The organism is Pantoea sp. alder81, from assembly GCF_020179835.1.
Lineage (GTDB): Bacteria > Pseudomonadota > Gammaproteobacteria > Enterobacterales > Enterobacteriaceae > Pantoea.
Genome location: NZ_JAIUDA010000001.1, coordinates 629,038 through 644,110, shown reverse-complemented (window position 1 = coordinate 644,110; position 15,073 = coordinate 629,038). Strand labels below are relative to the sequence as shown.

At 52.8% G+C, this 15,073-nt stretch carries 16 protein-coding genes and 1 other annotated feature; of the genes, 7 read left to right on the top strand and 9 right to left on the bottom strand.

The genetic code is table 11. From position 1 onward, the window contains the following. The 8 genes from pheT to LBW88_RS03065 all read right to left on the bottom strand — a co-directional run bounded on the left by pheT (position 1) and on the right by LBW88_RS03065 (position 7,926). On the bottom strand, positions 1-2,388 hold the full coding sequence (gene pheT, locus LBW88_RS03100) for a phenylalanine--tRNA ligase subunit beta (protein WP_224928885.1): 2,388 nt from the start codon (positions 2,386-2,388) through the stop codon (positions 1-3). 14 nt (positions 2,389-2,402) lie between these two features. After that, positions 2,403-3,386, bottom strand: coding sequence for a phenylalanine--tRNA ligase subunit alpha (gene pheS, locus LBW88_RS03095; protein WP_224928887.1), 984 nt, complete (start codon positions 3,384-3,386; stop codon positions 2,403-2,405). Between the two features lie 71 nt (positions 3,387-3,457). Then, positions 3,458-3,583: a sequence feature (Phe leader region), on the bottom strand. Then, positions 3,534-3,578 (bottom strand): pheST operon leader peptide PheM, encoded by a 45-nt coding sequence (gene pheM, locus LBW88_RS03090; protein ID WP_121626058.1) that lies wholly within the window; start codon positions 3,576-3,578, stop codon positions 3,534-3,536. (Overlaps the previous feature by 45 nt.) Positions 3,584-3,698: 115 nt before the next feature. After that, a complete protein-coding gene (gene rplT, locus LBW88_RS03085) occupies positions 3,699-4,055 on the bottom strand; it encodes a 50S ribosomal protein L20 (protein WP_007892678.1) in 357 nt (118 codons plus the stop codon). Between the two features lie 82 nt (positions 4,056-4,137). Further along, positions 4,138-4,335: a 50S ribosomal protein L35 gene (rpmI, locus tag LBW88_RS03080; RefSeq protein ID WP_004157374.1), complete on the bottom strand. Its 198-nt coding sequence runs from the start codon at positions 4,333-4,335 to the stop codon at positions 4,138-4,140. Positions 4,336-4,434: 99 nt separating this feature from the next. Then, complete coding sequence (gene infC / locus LBW88_RS03075) at positions 4,435-4,986, bottom strand: translation initiation factor IF-3 (RefSeq protein ID WP_036621995.1); 552 nt, start codon at positions 4,984-4,986, stop codon at positions 4,435-4,437. Between the two features lie 4 nt (positions 4,987-4,990). Next, entirely contained in the window at positions 4,991-6,919 is a 1,929-nt protein-coding gene (gene thrS, locus LBW88_RS03070) for a threonine--tRNA ligase (protein ID WP_224928890.1), read from the bottom strand. 245 nt (positions 6,920-7,164) lie between these two features. Continuing rightward, a complete protein-coding gene (locus LBW88_RS03065) occupies positions 7,165-7,926 on the bottom strand; it encodes a YdiY family protein (protein WP_224928893.1) in 762 nt (253 codons plus the stop codon). 332 nt (positions 7,927-8,258) lie between these two features. On the opposite strand from LBW88_RS03065, the gene ghoS reads away from it, so the two are divergent. Further along, a complete protein-coding gene (ghoS, locus tag LBW88_RS03060) occupies positions 8,259-8,549 on the top strand; it encodes a type V toxin-antitoxin system endoribonuclease antitoxin GhoS (RefSeq protein WP_224928896.1) in 291 nt (96 codons plus the stop codon). 89 nt (positions 8,550-8,638) lie between these two features. Beyond that, positions 8,639-9,532: a fructosamine kinase family protein gene (locus tag LBW88_RS03055; protein WP_224928899.1), complete on the top strand. Its 894-nt coding sequence runs from the start codon at positions 8,639-8,641 to the stop codon at positions 9,530-9,532. Between the two features lie 4 nt (positions 9,533-9,536). Here the strand turns inward: LBW88_RS03055 and LBW88_RS03050 are convergent, their stop codons facing one another. Further along, positions 9,537-10,073 carry a YniB family protein gene (locus LBW88_RS03050; protein WP_224928902.1) on the bottom strand — a complete coding sequence of 179 codons (537 nt, stop codon included), beginning with the start codon at positions 10,071-10,073 and terminating at the stop codon, positions 9,537-9,539. Positions 10,074-10,216: 143 nt separating this feature from the next. On the opposite strand from LBW88_RS03050, the gene hxpB reads away from it, so the two are divergent. The 5 genes from hxpB (at position 10,217) to LBW88_RS03025 (ending at position 14,998) form a co-directional block, all read left to right on the top strand. Then, a complete protein-coding gene (gene hxpB / locus LBW88_RS03045) occupies positions 10,217-10,885 on the top strand; it encodes a hexitol phosphatase HxpB (RefSeq protein WP_224928905.1) in 669 nt (222 codons plus the stop codon). A 232-nt stretch (positions 10,886-11,117) separates the two neighbouring features. Continuing rightward, positions 11,118-11,954 (top strand): 5-dehydro-4-deoxy-D-glucuronate isomerase, encoded by an 837-nt coding sequence (kduI, locus tag LBW88_RS03040; protein WP_224928908.1) that lies wholly within the window; start codon positions 11,118-11,120, stop codon positions 11,952-11,954. Between the two features lie 12 nt (positions 11,955-11,966). Continuing rightward, complete coding sequence (gene kduD, locus LBW88_RS03035) at positions 11,967-12,728, top strand: 2-dehydro-3-deoxy-D-gluconate 5-dehydrogenase KduD (protein ID WP_224928911.1); 762 nt, start codon at positions 11,967-11,969, stop codon at positions 12,726-12,728. Positions 12,729-12,862: 134 nt separating this feature from the next. Further along, positions 12,863-13,453, top strand: a complete 591-nt coding sequence (locus tag LBW88_RS03030; RefSeq protein WP_200571592.1) for a metal-dependent hydrolase — start codon at positions 12,863-12,865, stop codon at positions 13,451-13,453. A gap of 153 nt (positions 13,454-13,606) precedes the next feature. After that, positions 13,607-14,998, top strand: a complete 1,392-nt coding sequence (locus LBW88_RS03025; protein WP_100699870.1) for an L-cystine transporter — start codon at positions 13,607-13,609, stop codon at positions 14,996-14,998. Positions 14,999-15,073: the final 75 nt, after the last annotated feature.

The window sequence follows — 15,073 nt, the reverse complement described above, 5'->3', positions numbered from 1 at the left end:
TCAATCCCTCAAGGTTGCCTGGAATCGCTCTTTTAATGCCGCAACGCATTTGGCAACGGTCGCGGCAATCTCCTCTTCTTCGAGTGTCCGGCTGGTATCCTGCAAAATCAGGCTAATCGCGAGGCTCTTTTCGCCCTCGTTCACGCCCTTACCACGGTACACGTCAAACAAGTTTACGCCAACTACCTGATTTACGCCAACTTTCTTACACTCCGCGATGATATCTGCTGCGGGCACGTTTTCAGCCACTACCACAGCGATATCACGACGGTTCGCCGGGAAGCGTGAAATCTCGCGCGCGTCAGGCAGGACGCGGTCTGCGACCTTATTCCAAAGCAGTTCAAACACTAAGGTGCGGCCGTTGAGATCCAGCTTACGTTCCAACTCCGGATGAACCACTCCGATAAATCCGATTCGTTCGCCGCGTAAATAAATTGCCGCGCTCTGTCCTGGATGCAGCGCCGGATTGGCTTCTGCACGGAAAGAAATTTCATCGAGTTTACCGGTCAAATCCAGTAACGATTCTAAATCGCCTTTTAAATCATAGAAGTCAACTGTCTGACGCGCCAGATCCCAATGCTCTTCGTAGCGATTACCGCTCAGAACGCCCGCCAGCATAAGATCCTGGCGGATACCGAGATCGGCCTGCGTATCAGGAACAAAGCGCAAACCGCTTTCAAACAGGCGTACACGGCTTTGCTGACGATTTTGGTTATAGACTACGGCGCCGAGCAGACCGGTCCACAGTGACAGGCGCATTGCGGACATGTCGCTGGAAATCGGGCTTGGCAGGATCAGCGCTTCTTCACCCGGATGCAGCAGCTGCTGCACTTTCGGATCAACGAAGCTGTAGGTAATCGCTTCCTGATAGCCTTTATCGACCAACAGGTTACGCGCGCGCTTCAGCGACAGATCCGCTTCGCGATGCTTCGTCATAATCAGGCTGGCTTTTACCGGCACGTCTGGGATGTTGTTGTAGCCGTATACGCGGGCCACTTCCTCAACCAGATCTTCCTCAATCGCCATATCGAAACGCCAGCTTGGCGCAACGGCTGTCCACTCGCCATTGCCTACGGTCACTTCGCAGCCGAGACGCGTCAGGATATCGGTGACCTGCTCATCGGCGATCACGTGACCGATAAGGCGGTCGAGTTTTTCGCGACGCAGCGTGATGGTGGCGCGCTCAGGCAGTTTACTGGCGTCGGTTTGATCGATAACCGGACCCGCTTCACCGCCACAGATGTCCAGCAGCAGTTGGGTTGCGCGTTCAATGGCTTTGAATTGCAGAGCCGGATCAACACCACGCTCGTAACGATGCGACGCATCGGTATGCAGGCCCTGACGACGTGCACGGCCGGTGATCGCCAGCGGTTCAAAGAAGGCACACTCAAACAGCACGTTTTTGGTTTCTTCGTTCACACCAGAGTGCTCACCACCAAAAATGCCGCCCATCGCCAGCGCTTTCTGATGATCAGCTATCACCAGCGTATCGCTGTTGAGTTTGGCTTCGGTGCCATCCAGTAAGGTCAGGACTTCACCCTGTTCCGCCATGCGAACCACGATGCCGCCGTCAATGCGGTCGAGGTCAAAGGCGTGCATCGGCTGACCGAGTTCCAGCAGAACGTAGTTGGTGATATCTACTACCGGATCGATAGAACGGATGCCGCAGCGGCGCAGTTTTTCACGCATCCACAGTGGCGTTGCCGCTTTCACATTGATGCCTTTTACTACGCGGCCCAGATAACGTGGGCAAGCGGCGGTGGCATCTACGCGGATCGGGAAGGTGTCGGTAATGGTCGCTTTAACCGGCTCAATCGTTGGCTCGGTGAGCGGCAAACCGTTGACCACTGCCACATCGCGCGCGATACCGATAATACCGAGGCAATCGGCACGGTTTGGCGTCACGCTGATTTCGATGGTGTTGTCATCCAACTGCAGATAGCTGCGGATGTCAGTGCCAATAGGCGCATCAGCAGGCAGTTCAATGATGCCACTGTGATCGTCGGAAATACCCAGCTCAGAGAAAGAACACAGCATGCCTTCGGAAGGCTCACCGCGCAGTTTCGCTGCTTTGATTTTGAAATCGCCTGGCAGCACCGCGCCAACGGTAGCCACTGCGACTTTCAGGCCCTGGCGGCAGTTTGGCGCGCCACAGACGATATCCAGCAGACGATCGCCGCCCACGTTGATTTTGGTCACGCGCAGTTTGTCCGCGTTCGGGTGCTGGCCGCACTCCACCACTTCACCCACCACCACGCCATTGAAGGCACCGGCGACCGGATCCACGCCGTCCACTTCCAGGCCGGCCATGGTGATTTGCTCAGACAGCGCAGCGCTGTCCAGGGCTGGATTTACCCATTCGCGTAACCAGAGTTCACTGAATTTCATTGGATAACCTGCCCTTATTTGAATTGTTTGAGGAAACGTAAATCATTTTCGAAGAAGGCGCGCAGATCGTTCACGCCATAACGCAGCATGGTGAGACGCTCCATCCCCATGCCGAAAGCGAAGCCAGAATAGATTTCCGGATCGATGCCCACATTGCGCAACACATTTGGATGCACCATGCCGCAGCCCAGCACCTCCAGCCACTTGCCATTTTTACCCATCACATCCACTTCCGCGGACGGTTCGGTGAACGGGAAGTAAGAAGGACGGAAACGAATCTGCAGGTCTTCTTCAAAGAAGTTGTTCAGGAAATCGTGCAGCGTGCCTTTCAGGTTGGTGAAGCTGATGTCTTTATCGACAATCAGACCTTCCATCTGATGGAACATTGGGGTGTGAGTTTGATCGTAGTCGTTACGATAAACGCGACCTGGCGCGATGATGCGGATCGGCGGTTGCTGATTTTTCATAGTGCGGATCTGCACGCCAGACGTCTGGGTACGTAGCAGACGAGTGGCATCGAACCAGAAGGTATCGTGGTCAGCACGTGCCGGATGGTGGCCAGGAATGTTCAGTGCGTCGAAGTTATGATAGTCATCTTCGATTTCCGGACCGGTAACCACCGCAAAGCCCAGCTCACCGAAGAAGTTTTCAATACGATCGATGGTGCGGGTCACCGGATGCAGACCACCGTTCTCAACGCGACGGCCTGGCAGCGAGACGTCGATGGTCTCAGCGGCGAGGCGCGCATTCAGTTCAGCACTTTCCAGCGTGTTTTTACGCTCGGTCAGGCGGTCCTGAACCTGCTGCTTCGCTTCGTTGATTACCGCGCCTGCTGCCGGACGATCTTCCGCTGGTAGCTCACGCAGGGTGGTCATTTGCAGCGTCAGATGCCCTTTCTTACCCAGGAATTCGACGCGCACGGCGTCCAGGGCGGCGATATCCGCCGCCTCGTCGATAGCGGCCGTGGCACGGGCCACCAGGTCTGCGAGTTGGGACATGATTTCCTCTTCTTCCAGCCGGGCTGGTCAGTTCTTGTAAGGACCGTGAGATCCGATTAAGTGTCGCCAGAAACAGAAAAGCCTCCACGAGGGAGGCTTTCAGCGCGATTTTTCGTTTCTTTTCTTATGCGCAAAAGCCCCTGATTGTCAGGCGCTAAAGTAAAAAAAGAAACGGAAAATAGCAGCGTGCATGCTTGCGTTACCTTGTCTTGATAGAAACCGCACTATTGAAAAGCCCAGCGGTTAAAATGTCAATCTTTTGCGTGAGTTGCAGGCAATAAAAAAGGGAGCAAGCTCCCTTTTTCATCTGACTTACGCCAGAGCTGATTTTGCTTTTTCGACCAGTGCCGTGAAGGTCACTTTGTCGAATACAGCGATGTCAGCCAGAATCTTACGGTCGATTTCAATAGAGGCTTTTTTCAGGCCATTAATGAAACGGCTGTAAGAGATACCGTTCTGACGGGCCGCAGCGTTGATACGCGCGATCCACAGCTGACGGAACTGACGCTTACGTTGACGACGGTCACGGTAAGCATACTGACCAGCTTTGATAACAGCCTGGAAAGCAACGCGGTAAACACGTGAACGTGCACCGTAGTAGCCTTTAGCTTGTTTTAAGATTTTCTTGTGACGTGCGCGAGCAATTACACCACGTTTTACGCGAGCCATGTGAGCTCTCCTATATCATATTCTGTGATGCCCTATTCTCTGCAGTACGCAAAGTATTCAGGCAGATTTATAAAAAGTTTACTTATGCGTACGGCAGGCAGGCAATAACCAGACCCAGATCGCCTTTAGACACCATGCCTTTCGGACGCAGGTGACGTTTACGCTTGGTAGACTTCTTAGTCAGAATATGACGCAGGTTCGCGTGCTTACGCTTGAAGCCGCCAGAAGCGGTCTTCTTGAAGCGCTTAGCCGCGCCACGGACAGTTTTAATCTTTGGCATTTTTACAAATATCCACTTCGCATTGTTAATAAAATGAATCAGACAGGCGAATAAAAATCCGCACAGCGCGAGCGCTGCGCGGCATTATTACTTGAAGGCCTACTGTTTCTTCTTCGGTGCGAGCACCATGATCATCTGACGACCTTCGATCTTCGAAGGGAAGGACTCGACAATCGCCAGATCCATGTCTTCACACAGATCTTTACGGACGCGGTTAAGCACTTCCATACCGATCTGCTGGTGCGCCATCTCACGACCGCGGAAACGCAGCGTGATTTTGGCTTTATCGCCCTCTTCCAGAAAGCGAATCAGGTTGCGTAGTTTGACCTGATAGTCGCCATCATCGGTACCAGGACGGAATTTGATTTCCTTGACCTGGATAACTTTCTGCTTCTTCTTCTGTTCCTTAGAAGACTTACTCTTTTCATAAAGGAACTTGCCGTAATCCATAATACGGCAAACCGGCGGTTCGGCGTTCGGGCTGATTTCAACTAAATCTACGCCAGCTTCTTCGGCTTTTTCAATTGCTTCGCGCAATGTAACAATGCCAAGTTGCTCGCCGTCTACGCCAGTTAAGCGCACTTCGGTAGCACGGATTTCGCCGTTGATACGGTTCGGACGCGTTGGTTGTACTCGTTTTCCGCCTTTAATAACCTTATTCCTCTAATTGGTGAAGATGTCGGCTGCGAATCTCTTGTTGCAGCTTCTCAACAAACACATCTACGTCCATGCTCCCGAGGTCTTTACCACGGCGGGTGCGCACGGCAACTTTGCCTGCTTCCACCTCTTTCTCACCGCAAACCAGCATATAAGGGACGCGACGTAATGTGTGCTCGCGGATTTTAAAGCCTATCTTCTCGTTTCTCAAGTCTGCTTTGACACGAATGCCCGCTTTCTGCAATTTCTTTGTCAATTCGCTGACATAATCTGCCTGACTGTCGGTAATATTCATCACCACAGCCTGCACCGGTGCCAGCCAGCTCGGGAAGAAGCCCGCGAACTCTTCGGTCAGGATGCCGATAAAGCGCTCCATTGAACCGAGAATTGCACGGTGAATCATCACCGGCGTCTGACGATCGTTATTTTCGCCCACATAGGTGGCGTCCAAACGTTTTGGCAGGGAGAAGTCTAGCTGAACGGTGCCGCACTGCCATGCGCGGTCGAGGCAATCGTACAGGGTAAACTCAATTTTCGGGCCGTAGAAGGCACCCTCTCCTGGCTGATATTCGAACGGAATCTCGTTCTCCTTCAGCGCTTCTGCTAAATCTACTTCCGCACGGTCCCACATTTCATCGGTACCGATACGTTTTTCCGGACGGGTCGACAGTTTCACCACGATTTTTTCAAAACCGAAGGTGCTGTACATGTCGTACACCATACGAATACAGCTATTCACTTCATCACGGACCTGATCTTCGGTACAGAAGACGTGCGCATCATCCTGGGTGAAACCACGGACACGCATCAGGCCGTGTAATGCGCCTGATGGCTCATTACGGTGGCAGCTACCAAACTCAGCCATACGCAGCGGCAGGTCACGGTAAGATTTCAGACCCTGATTAAAGATCTGAACGTGGCCTGGGCAGTTCATCGGCTTGATGCAATATTCACGGTTCTCTGAAGAGGTGGTGAACATCGCTTCTTTGTAGTTTTCCCAGTGGCCGGTTTTTTCCCACAGCACACGGTCCATCATGAACGGACCTTTCACTTCCTGGTAGTCGTACTCTTTCAGCTTGGTGCGCACGAACACTTCCAGTTCACGGAAGATAGTCCAGCCATCGTTGTGCCAGAACACCATGCCCGGCGCTTCTTCCTGCATATGATACAGGTCGAGCTGCTTACCAATTTTACGGTGATCGCGCTTCGCCGCTTCTTCCAGACGCTGCAGATAAGCAGCCAGCTGCTTCTTATCGCCCCACGCTGTACCGTAAATACGCTGCAGCATTTTGTTATCGCTGTTGCCGCGCCAGTAAGCACCGGAGATTTTCTGCAGTTTGAAGTGATGGCAGAAACGCATGTTCGGCACGTGCGGACCACGGCACATGTCGATATATTCTTCATGTTGATACAGGCCAGGACGATCGTCGTGGCTGATGTTTTCGTCAAGAATGGTGGTTTTGTAGCTTTCGCCACGTTCAGCAAACACGTCACGTGCTTCCTGCCAGCTCACCTTTTTCTTCACAACATCGTAATTAGTCTCAGCCAGCTGGTGCATACGCTTTTCCAGCAGCTCAAGATCTTCCTGCGTCAGGGTGTGTTCGAGATCGACGTCATAATAGAAGCCGTTATCGATCACCGGACCAATCGCCATTTTGGTATTCGGCCACAGCTGTTTAATCGCATGCCCTAACAGGTGCGCACAGGAGTGACGAATAATTTCCAGACCGGCTTCATCTTTGGCGGTGATAATTGCCACCTGAGCATCTTCGGTGATCGGATCAACCGCATCCACCAGCTCGCCATTTACGCGACCGGCAATACAGGCTTTCGCCAGGCCCGGTCCGATATCCATCGCGATGTCCATCACGCTGACCGGACGGTCAAAGACGCGCTGGCTGCCATCAGGAAGAGTAATTACTGGCATTTCATATCCTTAATTGCAGTGGTAAGCCACACGAAAGCCTACATGCAACATTGAGTTCTGTTTGTGTAACCCGGCGTAATGTCAGACCCACGTTGTCGGAATGACGCCAGGAATGTAAAGCGCCGGAGATAATAGCAGCTTTCGCTCGCGATCTAAACCCGTGAAAAATGCGCTAAGCCATCGGGAGATAAAAAAAAACCGCTGCAAGGCACAAGCCGGCAGCGGTTTTTTTCATCACAGCTTGCTTACATGGCGTAGGAGAGCTGGATGGTGGTTTTGGTATCGGTACGATCCGGCGCAGATTCCGGCGGATTGTTGTTCCAGGTCACGTTATACGCCAGCTTCAGAGCGAAGTGATCGTTGATGGCGACCTGCAAACCGGTTTCAGAGTTAAGGGTCGTATCTTCACCGAAGCTGCTCAACACGGAAACACCCTGGATGAACTTGGTGGTATCGGTCAGCTGCCACTGGTAGCTCACAGCACCGTAACCCAGTGCCTTGGTTTCGTGACCACCTTCATGGAAGTCATCGTAACGAACACCAGGACCGAATTCAGCACGCAGTGAATGCACCGGACCGTTCAGGATCTGGCGACCATAACCTGCGGTTGCTACATCACGTGCGTCATAACCGTTAAAACGGTCGCTCAACCAGCTCGCCTGACCGAACAGATAGTCCGCGCTGTTCATGTTGTAACGGGTACGCCCACCGATGTTGTAAGTCTCTGAGGAACGCTCATCGTTAGATGAGTTGTTCGCGGCGTTGCCCCACAAACTGTAAGCGGTGTTGGTCTGATACCACGTCATATTGGTTGACGCGCTCAAAGATGAACTGGTGGTATTCCCTGTCTGTGCCAAATAACCGGCTGACGCGCTGCCTTCAAACGGTTTTTTTGCCGTTGAAGGGTCATCCATAGAGGTAAAAACGGTGTTATCTGCAAATGCCTGGTGACAAAATGCTCCAGCAGAGAGCAATAAAACAGCGGACAGCTTATTAAAGGCTTTCATTAAATGTGACCCGTACGACAGTTTAAAAAAGAGTGAGTCTGAAGAGTTTTCCCAGCCAATCAATGCAATTTACGGTAAGTTTTGTAAATAAGTATGAAGGTGCCAGAAATGCCAGGTTCCGCGTTGGAACCGCATGGTTAATAGGAGTTTTCCCATTACCGGTGCGCATTATAAGAGGCAATTAGCGAAATAGCAGCCCAATTGCTACAAGAATTTTCTGAAGCCCGCTGACGCAGATTTACACCTCTCTTTCTGGCCTCAATTGTGCAGAATTCGCTCTATCCGCAGCGCTGGTCTACGCTGAAATCTGTTCCATTACAATGAGGTGAATGATGAGTGACCACAACCTTAAACGTTACATTGTCACGCTAAGCTACCCCGATGAGAGTCTTGGGGATCTTCAATCCCTCAACAGCGTGATGGTCAGCGGCGGCTACACCACCACGCTTCACGATGATGAAGGCCATTCGCATGAACTGGGAACCAACAGTTTCGGCATCATCAGTGCCCTGGAACAACATGAGATTACGGAACACGCCGCCGGGCTGGCAGATGTTGCCTTACATCGCAAAGTGGAGGTGGAAATCATCACACTGGAAGAATTTCTTAAGGCAAAACTCTGACGTGCCACAAATAATCGCAGCGCCGCTGGTTTTGCTGAAGTTTTGAGCGCTACAATCCATCTGACGCAGCGAATAAAGAGGATTACCCCATGTGGTCAGCCATTAGTCGTCTGTTAAGCGAACACGCCGGTGAAGCTGAAGTCACTGAACGTTATGAACTTCCCGGTGGCGATGTGCATCCCGCCTGGCGCCTACGCTATGGCGATCTCGACGTTTTCGTCAAATGTAATAAGCGCGATATGCTCACTCTGTTTAGCTGGGAAGCTGACCAGCTGGGCTTGCTGGCGCGGACGCAGACGGTGCGGGTGCCAAAAGTGTATGGCGTTGGTAATGACCGCGACAGCAGCTTTTTGCTGCTGGAGTATATTCAGCCAGAGGCGCTAAACGAACTTAGTGCCTTCCAGCTTGGCCAGCAGTTAGCTCGTCTGCATCAATGGAGCGAGCAACCGCAGTTTGGCCTCGATTATGACAACAACATCACCACCTCCCCACAGCCCAACAGTTGGTTACGTCGCTGGTCGGTATTCTTTGCTGAACAGCGTATTGGCTGGCAGCTGCAGTTGGCCGCTGAGAAAGGGGTGCAATATGGCAACACCGAATTGATCGTCGATTGCGTACAACGCGCGCTGGCTAATCATCATCCTGAACCTTCTTTGCTACACGGCGACTTATGGCCTGCCAATTGCGCGGACAGCAGCAGTGGACCATGGCTGTTTGACCCTGCCTGCTATTGGGGCGATCGGGAGTGCGATCTCGCGATGTTGAATTACTACGTCGAATTGCCGCGCCAGATTTACGAGGGATATCACTCAATATGGCCACTGGCAGAAGGGTTTTCACAACGGCAGCCGGTGTATCAGCTCTATTATTTGCTTAATCGCGCCAACGTGTTTGCAGGTAACTGGACAAACGCCGCACAATTCGCGATTGACCAGCTATTAAATGAAGATGCGTTAGGACAACGTCAGGCCAGACCGGCCTGACGCTTTACAGCATGCCCAGTAATTTCAGGACAAAATAACCGGCGATGGCAATGACAATCGGCAGGATATAGAGCGGGAAAATCTGCAACAAAATGGTATGACGCGGTATATGGATTTTCTCTTCCAATTGCGCACGCGTGCGCCCATCCACACCTTTGGCTTGTTCGAGAATCAGCTGATCCTCAATGCCTTCTTTGATATGGCGTGACTGACGCCACATACGCGCGCCAGATGCCTGTAAAGCAATCCCGACGAAAATCAGAATGTAGATGATCCAGAAGCCAATATTGGCACCGCCATTAAACTCAGGTACTGGCGAATTTTGCCAAAACATGTTCAAAAACGGCGTGTTGAACTTGATCATGTCGACCATGACATGGACAAAATCCAGCATCACTGCATCAATTCCCGGCTGTTTTTCACTGTGTTTAAACATGAAACCCAGAATCGAGATGATGGTAGATAGCAGCGCTGGAATAAAAATTACCCAGCCAGCCACTCGCTTAAGGATGGCGATGCGGCCAGCCTGTTGGTAAGTCATGGTGTCTCCCTTCACATACAGTAGTTTTGCCCTAAGTCTACCTGCACTACGGCATTTTTTCCTGAAAAATGCGTAACCTGCCGTGAGTCGGATTTCCCTGCTGCCCATGGTATGGTAGGGCAAATTTCAAACGGAGCTGTTGTATGTCTTATCGTCGCCCGGTGTTGGCCGCTATTTTTGATATGGACGGATTGCTGATCGACTCTGAACCCTTATGGGATCAGGCAGAACTGGATGTGTTTGCGAGTCTCGGCGTGGATATCACACGCCGCCATGAACTGCCCGATACGCTGGGTCTGCGCATCGATCAAACCGTTCGCATGTGGTACGAAGCCTTGCCGTGGAGCGGCCCGGATCAGGCAGAAGTAACGCAACGTATCATTGCACGCGCATTAGCATTAGTTGAGGAGACGCGTCCCTTGCTGCCCGGTGTTGAACAGGCATTGCAACTTTGCCAGCAGCAGGGATTAAACATCGCCCTCGCCTCCGCCTCACCGCTGTTGATGCTTGAGCGCGTGCTGGAGATGTTCGACCTGCGCAAGTACTTCGACGCGATTGCTTCAGCCGAAGCTCTGCCGTACAGCAAACCTCATCCGCAGGTTTATCTGGATGCGGCCGCGAAGTTAGGTGTGGACCCGCTGAACTGCGTGACGCTGGAAGATTCGTTTAATGGCATGATCGCTACTAAAGCCGCGCGCATGCGTTCGATTGTAGTGCCTGCAGCCGAGTACGCGGATGATGCGCGTTGGGCGCTGGCCAATGTGAAGCTGGCGAATTTGACTGAATTAAAAGCTGAGCATCTGTTCAATTAATTCCGATGCACCTGTGCCGGGCCAGGACTCAGCCCATCCACTCTCGTTGCCCGCCTCTGGGCAACGCTTTGCATTATTCCCAAACGCTCACTACGGCAACATCACCGCGTATTTGATCGCTCACACAAATAAATAAAACAACGTTTCATTTTTATTGAATTAACATCCCATCCTGCCTAAGATGCCCAAAGACCCACTTCGGGACACTTCCTTTAACTTTGAGAGGTCTGAGATGGACGTTCGTCAAAGCATTCATACTGAGCATGCAAAAAATCTGGACACTGCCGGATTACGTCGCGAATTTTTGATCGAAAAAATTTTTGACGCCGACAACTACACCCTGACCTACAGCCACATTGACCGCATCATCATTGGCGGCGTTATGCCCGTGCAACAGTCGGTGACGATTGGCGAGGAAGTCGGCAAGCAATTGGGCGTCAGCTATTTTCTCGAACGCCGCGAGCTGGGGGTGATTAATATTGGCGGGCCGGGCTTAATTGACGTCGATGGAAAAACCTGGGAGGTGGGCCATCAGGAGGCGCTGTATGTCGGCCAGGGCGCTAAAAGCGTGGTTTTCCGCAGCAGCGATGCCAGCCATCCAGCGAAGTTTTACTACAACAGCGCACCGGCACACACCCGTTATCCGGATAAAAAGATCACCTTAGAAGATGCGGTCAAAGCCACGCTGGGCGATGCCGCAACCTCAAACCGCCGCACTATTAATAAATTTATCGTGCCGGATGTGTTACCCACCTGCCAGCTCACCATGGGACTGACGCGCCTTGATGACGGCAATCTGTGGAACACCATGCCGTGCCATACCCATGAACGTCGAATGGAAGTGTACTTCTACTTTGATATGGCGGATGACAGTGCCGTCTTCCACATGATGGGCCAACCGCAGGAGACGCGCCATTTGCTGGTGCATAACGAGCAGGCGGTGATTTCGCCGAGCTGGTCTATTCATGCCGGAGTGGGCACACAGCGCTATACCTTTATCTGGGGCATGGTGGGCGAAAACCAGGTATTCGATGACATGGACCACGTCAGCATCAGCGCGCTGCGCTAACAGGAGCGAAAGATGATCCTTAACGCATTTAATCTGGAAGGCAAAATTGCGCTGGTGACCGGCTGCAACACCGGTTTAGGTCAGGGAATGGCATTAGGACTGGCGCAAGCGGGCTGCGACATCATCGGCGTTAACCGCGCCGGACCTGCCGACACCCAGGATAAAGTGGAAGCCTTAGGTCGCCGCTTTTGGTCGATTCAGGCCGACCTGACTCAGCCATCAGGGGTGCCGCAGATTGTTGAACAAGCCGTTGCCCAGGCTGGGCGCATCGATATTCTGGTGAATAACGCAGGCATCATCCGCCGTGAGGATGCCCTCAACTTCAGCGAGCAGGATTGGGATGATGTGATGAACATCAACAGCAAAAGCCTGTTCTTCCTGTCTCAGCAGGTGGCGCGCCAGTTTATCGCTCAGGGCAACGGCGGCAAGATTATCAATATCGCCTCGATGCTCTCCTTCCAGGGCGGCATTCGCGTGCCTTCCTATACGGCGTCGAAAAGTGCGGTGATGGGCTTAACGCGTCTGATGGCAAATGAGTGGGCAAAACACGGCATTAATGTTAATGCCATCGCTCCCGGCTATATGGCGACCAATAACACCGAACAACTGCGCAATGATGAGTCGCGCAACGAAGAGATCCTCGGGCGTATCCCTGCCGGCCGCTGGGGTATTCCGGATGACATGATGGGTCCGATTGTTTTCCTGGCTTCTGACGCGGCGAATTATGTTCATGGCTACACGCTCGCCGTCGATGGCGGATGGTTAGCACGCTAACCTGTTCTTTTCCCGCGTCATTATGACGCGGGAAAGTGAAAAATATTAACGCTTCGTTACAGCGTCACCGTTCTATTTCACTGGATAAATCCCTATACTGGATGCATCGACAGTTTTTGCAGCCAGGTTTCATCATGACGGCCGAAGGCCATATCATTTTTGCCATTGCCAGCGCGATTTTTGCCAAGCGTGCGGAGCTGACGCCAGTGATGGCCAGCGCCGACTGGTGGCATCTCGTGCCTGCTGCGCTGTTGACCTGTCTGCTGCCCGATATCGACCATCCTAAATCCGTATTAGGTCAGCGCCTGAGATGGATCTCGCAACCTATTGCCCGCGCCTTTGGCCATCGCGGGTTTACCCACAGCTTGCTGGCGGTGGCGATAAGCCTGTGGCTGTTCCAGATCAACGTCCCGGCGGACTGGTTCCTGCCTGCCGATGTTCTGCAGGGGATGACGTTGGGCTATCTCAGCCACATCGTCGCCGACATGTTGACTCCCGCAGGCGTTCCCTTGCTCTGGCCGTGCCGCTGGCGTTTCCGTTTGCCACTGCTCAACAGCCAAAAAGGCAATCAGCTGGAACGTGCACTTTGCCTCGCATTGGTCGGCTACGCACTGTGGTTTCCGGCTGGCATGCCCTCTTTTGGTGCCAACGGTTGGCCCGAGCAACTGTTTAATACGCTGCAAAATGGTGTCGGTCGATTAGTTAATGGCCAAAGCGGTCAATAACCAGGCAAATCAATCAATAAAGTTATAAACCATTCCTTTTGAGTATAAGCCTGCACTTTCCTGAACTGGTAACATTCCTGACATTCCCTGACGGGAACTTACTGTTTTCCGCGCCAGCCAAACCTGCTGCGCGGCACATCTCTGGAGTCGAGTATGGATTTTCCCCTCATTATTAATATCGTCGCCTTCGTTGCGTTGCTGATTCTGTTGAATCGCATTGGCAATCAAAGCTGGAGCCTGTCGAAGCGCGTGCTGACCGGTTTGGTGATTGGCGTATTGTTCGGCCTGGCGCTGCAAACCATTTATGGCGAAAACAGCCCGGTGGTGAAGGCCTCGATTGGCTGGTTCAACATCGTCGGCAATGGTTATGTCCAGCTGCTGCAGATGATTGTGATGCCGCTGGTATTTGCCTCGATCCTGAGCGCGGTGGCACGTCTGCATAATGCCTCTTCACTCGGCAAAATCAGCGTGCTGACCATTGGCGTATTGCTGTTCACTACCGCTATTTCGGCGCTGGTGGGTGTGATGGTCACCGGTCTGTTTGGCCTGAGCGCGGAAGGTCTGGTGCAGGGTGTGCAGGAAACCGCACGCCTGAGCGCGATACAAAGCAACTATGTTGGCAAGGTTGCAGATCTCAGCACGCCGCAGTTGCTACTCTCCTTTATCCCGAAAAATCCATTTGCTGATATGGCGGGCGCGAACCCCACCTCAATCATCAGCGTGGTGATTTTCGCCGCCTTCCTTGGTGTCGCTGCACTGCAGCTGTTGAAGGATGACAAAGTCAAAGGCGAGCGCGTGCTGGTGGCGATTGACACTCTGCAGTCCTGGGTGATGAAGCTGGTACGTTTGATCATGAAGCTGACGCCTTACGGCGTGCTGGCGCTGATGACCAAAGTGGTAGCGGGCTCTAACCTGCAGGACATCATCAAGCTGGGCGGTTTCGTGGTCGCCTCTTATCTCGGTCTGGCGATTATGTTTGGCGTACATGCCCTGCTGCTGTCGGTGAACGGCATCAACCCGATGCGCTTCTTCCGTAAAGTATGGCCGGTGATCACCTTCGCTTTCACCAGCCGTTCCAGTGCAGCCAGTATTCCGCTGAACGTGGAAACGCAGACGCGCCGTCTTGGCGTGCCGGAATCGATTGCCAGCTTCTCGGCTTCCTTCGGTGCCACCATTGGTCAGAACGGTTGTGCTGGTTTGTATCCAACCATGCTGGCGGTGATGGTCGCGCCAACGGTCGGCATCAACCCGTTTGATCCGATGTGGATTGCCACGCTGGTCGGTATCGTCACGCTGAGTTCTGCGGGTGTTGCCGGTGTCGGCGGCGGAGCCACATTCGCAGCGCTGATTGTGCTGCCTGCGATGGGCTTGCCGGTAACGCTGGTTGCGCTGCTGATCTCCATCGAGCCGCTGATCGATATGGGCCGTACCGCATTGAACGTCAATGGTTCGATGACGGCCGGTTCACTCACCAGCCGCTGGCTCGGTTTGACTGACAAAAAAGTGCTGGAGAGCGACGAGCACGCCGAACTGGCGCATCGTTAATTCCGACGCAATTGAACAACGGCAGGCCTACTCGCCTGCCGTTTTTTTATGGCTTAAACTCCGCAATTATCCCCG

Coding starts and splice junctions, on each gene's coding strand:
- pheT (WP_224928885.1), bottom strand. CDS start 2,388: ATGAAATTCAGTGAACTCTGGTTACGCGAATGGGTAAATCCAGCCCTG.
- pheS (WP_224928887.1), bottom strand. CDS start 3,386: ATGTCCCAACTCGCAGACCTGGTGGCCCGTGCCACGGCCGCTATCGAC.
- rplT (WP_007892678.1), bottom strand. CDS start 4,055: ATGGCTCGCGTAAAACGTGGTGTAATTGCTCGCGCACGTCACAAGAAA.
- rpmI (WP_004157374.1), bottom strand. CDS start 4,335: ATGCCAAAGATTAAAACTGTCCGTGGCGCGGCTAAGCGCTTCAAGAAG.
- thrS (WP_224928890.1), bottom strand. CDS start 6,919: ATGCCAGTAATTACTCTTCCTGATGGCAGCCAGCGCGTCTTTGACCGT.
- LBW88_RS03065 (WP_224928893.1), bottom strand. CDS start 7,926: ATGAAAGCCTTTAATAAGCTGTCCGCTGTTTTATTGCTCTCTGCTGGA.
- ghoS (WP_224928896.1), top strand. CDS start 8,259: ATGAGTGACCACAACCTTAAACGTTACATTGTCACGCTAAGCTACCCC.
- LBW88_RS03055 (WP_224928899.1), top strand. CDS start 8,639: ATGTGGTCAGCCATTAGTCGTCTGTTAAGCGAACACGCCGGTGAAGCT.
- LBW88_RS03050 (WP_224928902.1), bottom strand. CDS start 10,073: ATGACTTACCAACAGGCTGGCCGCATCGCCATCCTTAAGCGAGTGGCT.
- hxpB (WP_224928905.1), top strand. CDS start 10,217: ATGTCTTATCGTCGCCCGGTGTTGGCCGCTATTTTTGATATGGACGGA.
- kduI (WP_224928908.1), top strand. CDS start 11,118: ATGGACGTTCGTCAAAGCATTCATACTGAGCATGCAAAAAATCTGGAC.
- kduD (WP_224928911.1), top strand. CDS start 11,967: ATGATCCTTAACGCATTTAATCTGGAAGGCAAAATTGCGCTGGTGACC.
- LBW88_RS03030 (WP_200571592.1), top strand. CDS start 12,863: ATGACGGCCGAAGGCCATATCATTTTTGCCATTGCCAGCGCGATTTTT.
- LBW88_RS03025 (WP_100699870.1), top strand. CDS start 13,607: ATGGATTTTCCCCTCATTATTAATATCGTCGCCTTCGTTGCGTTGCTG.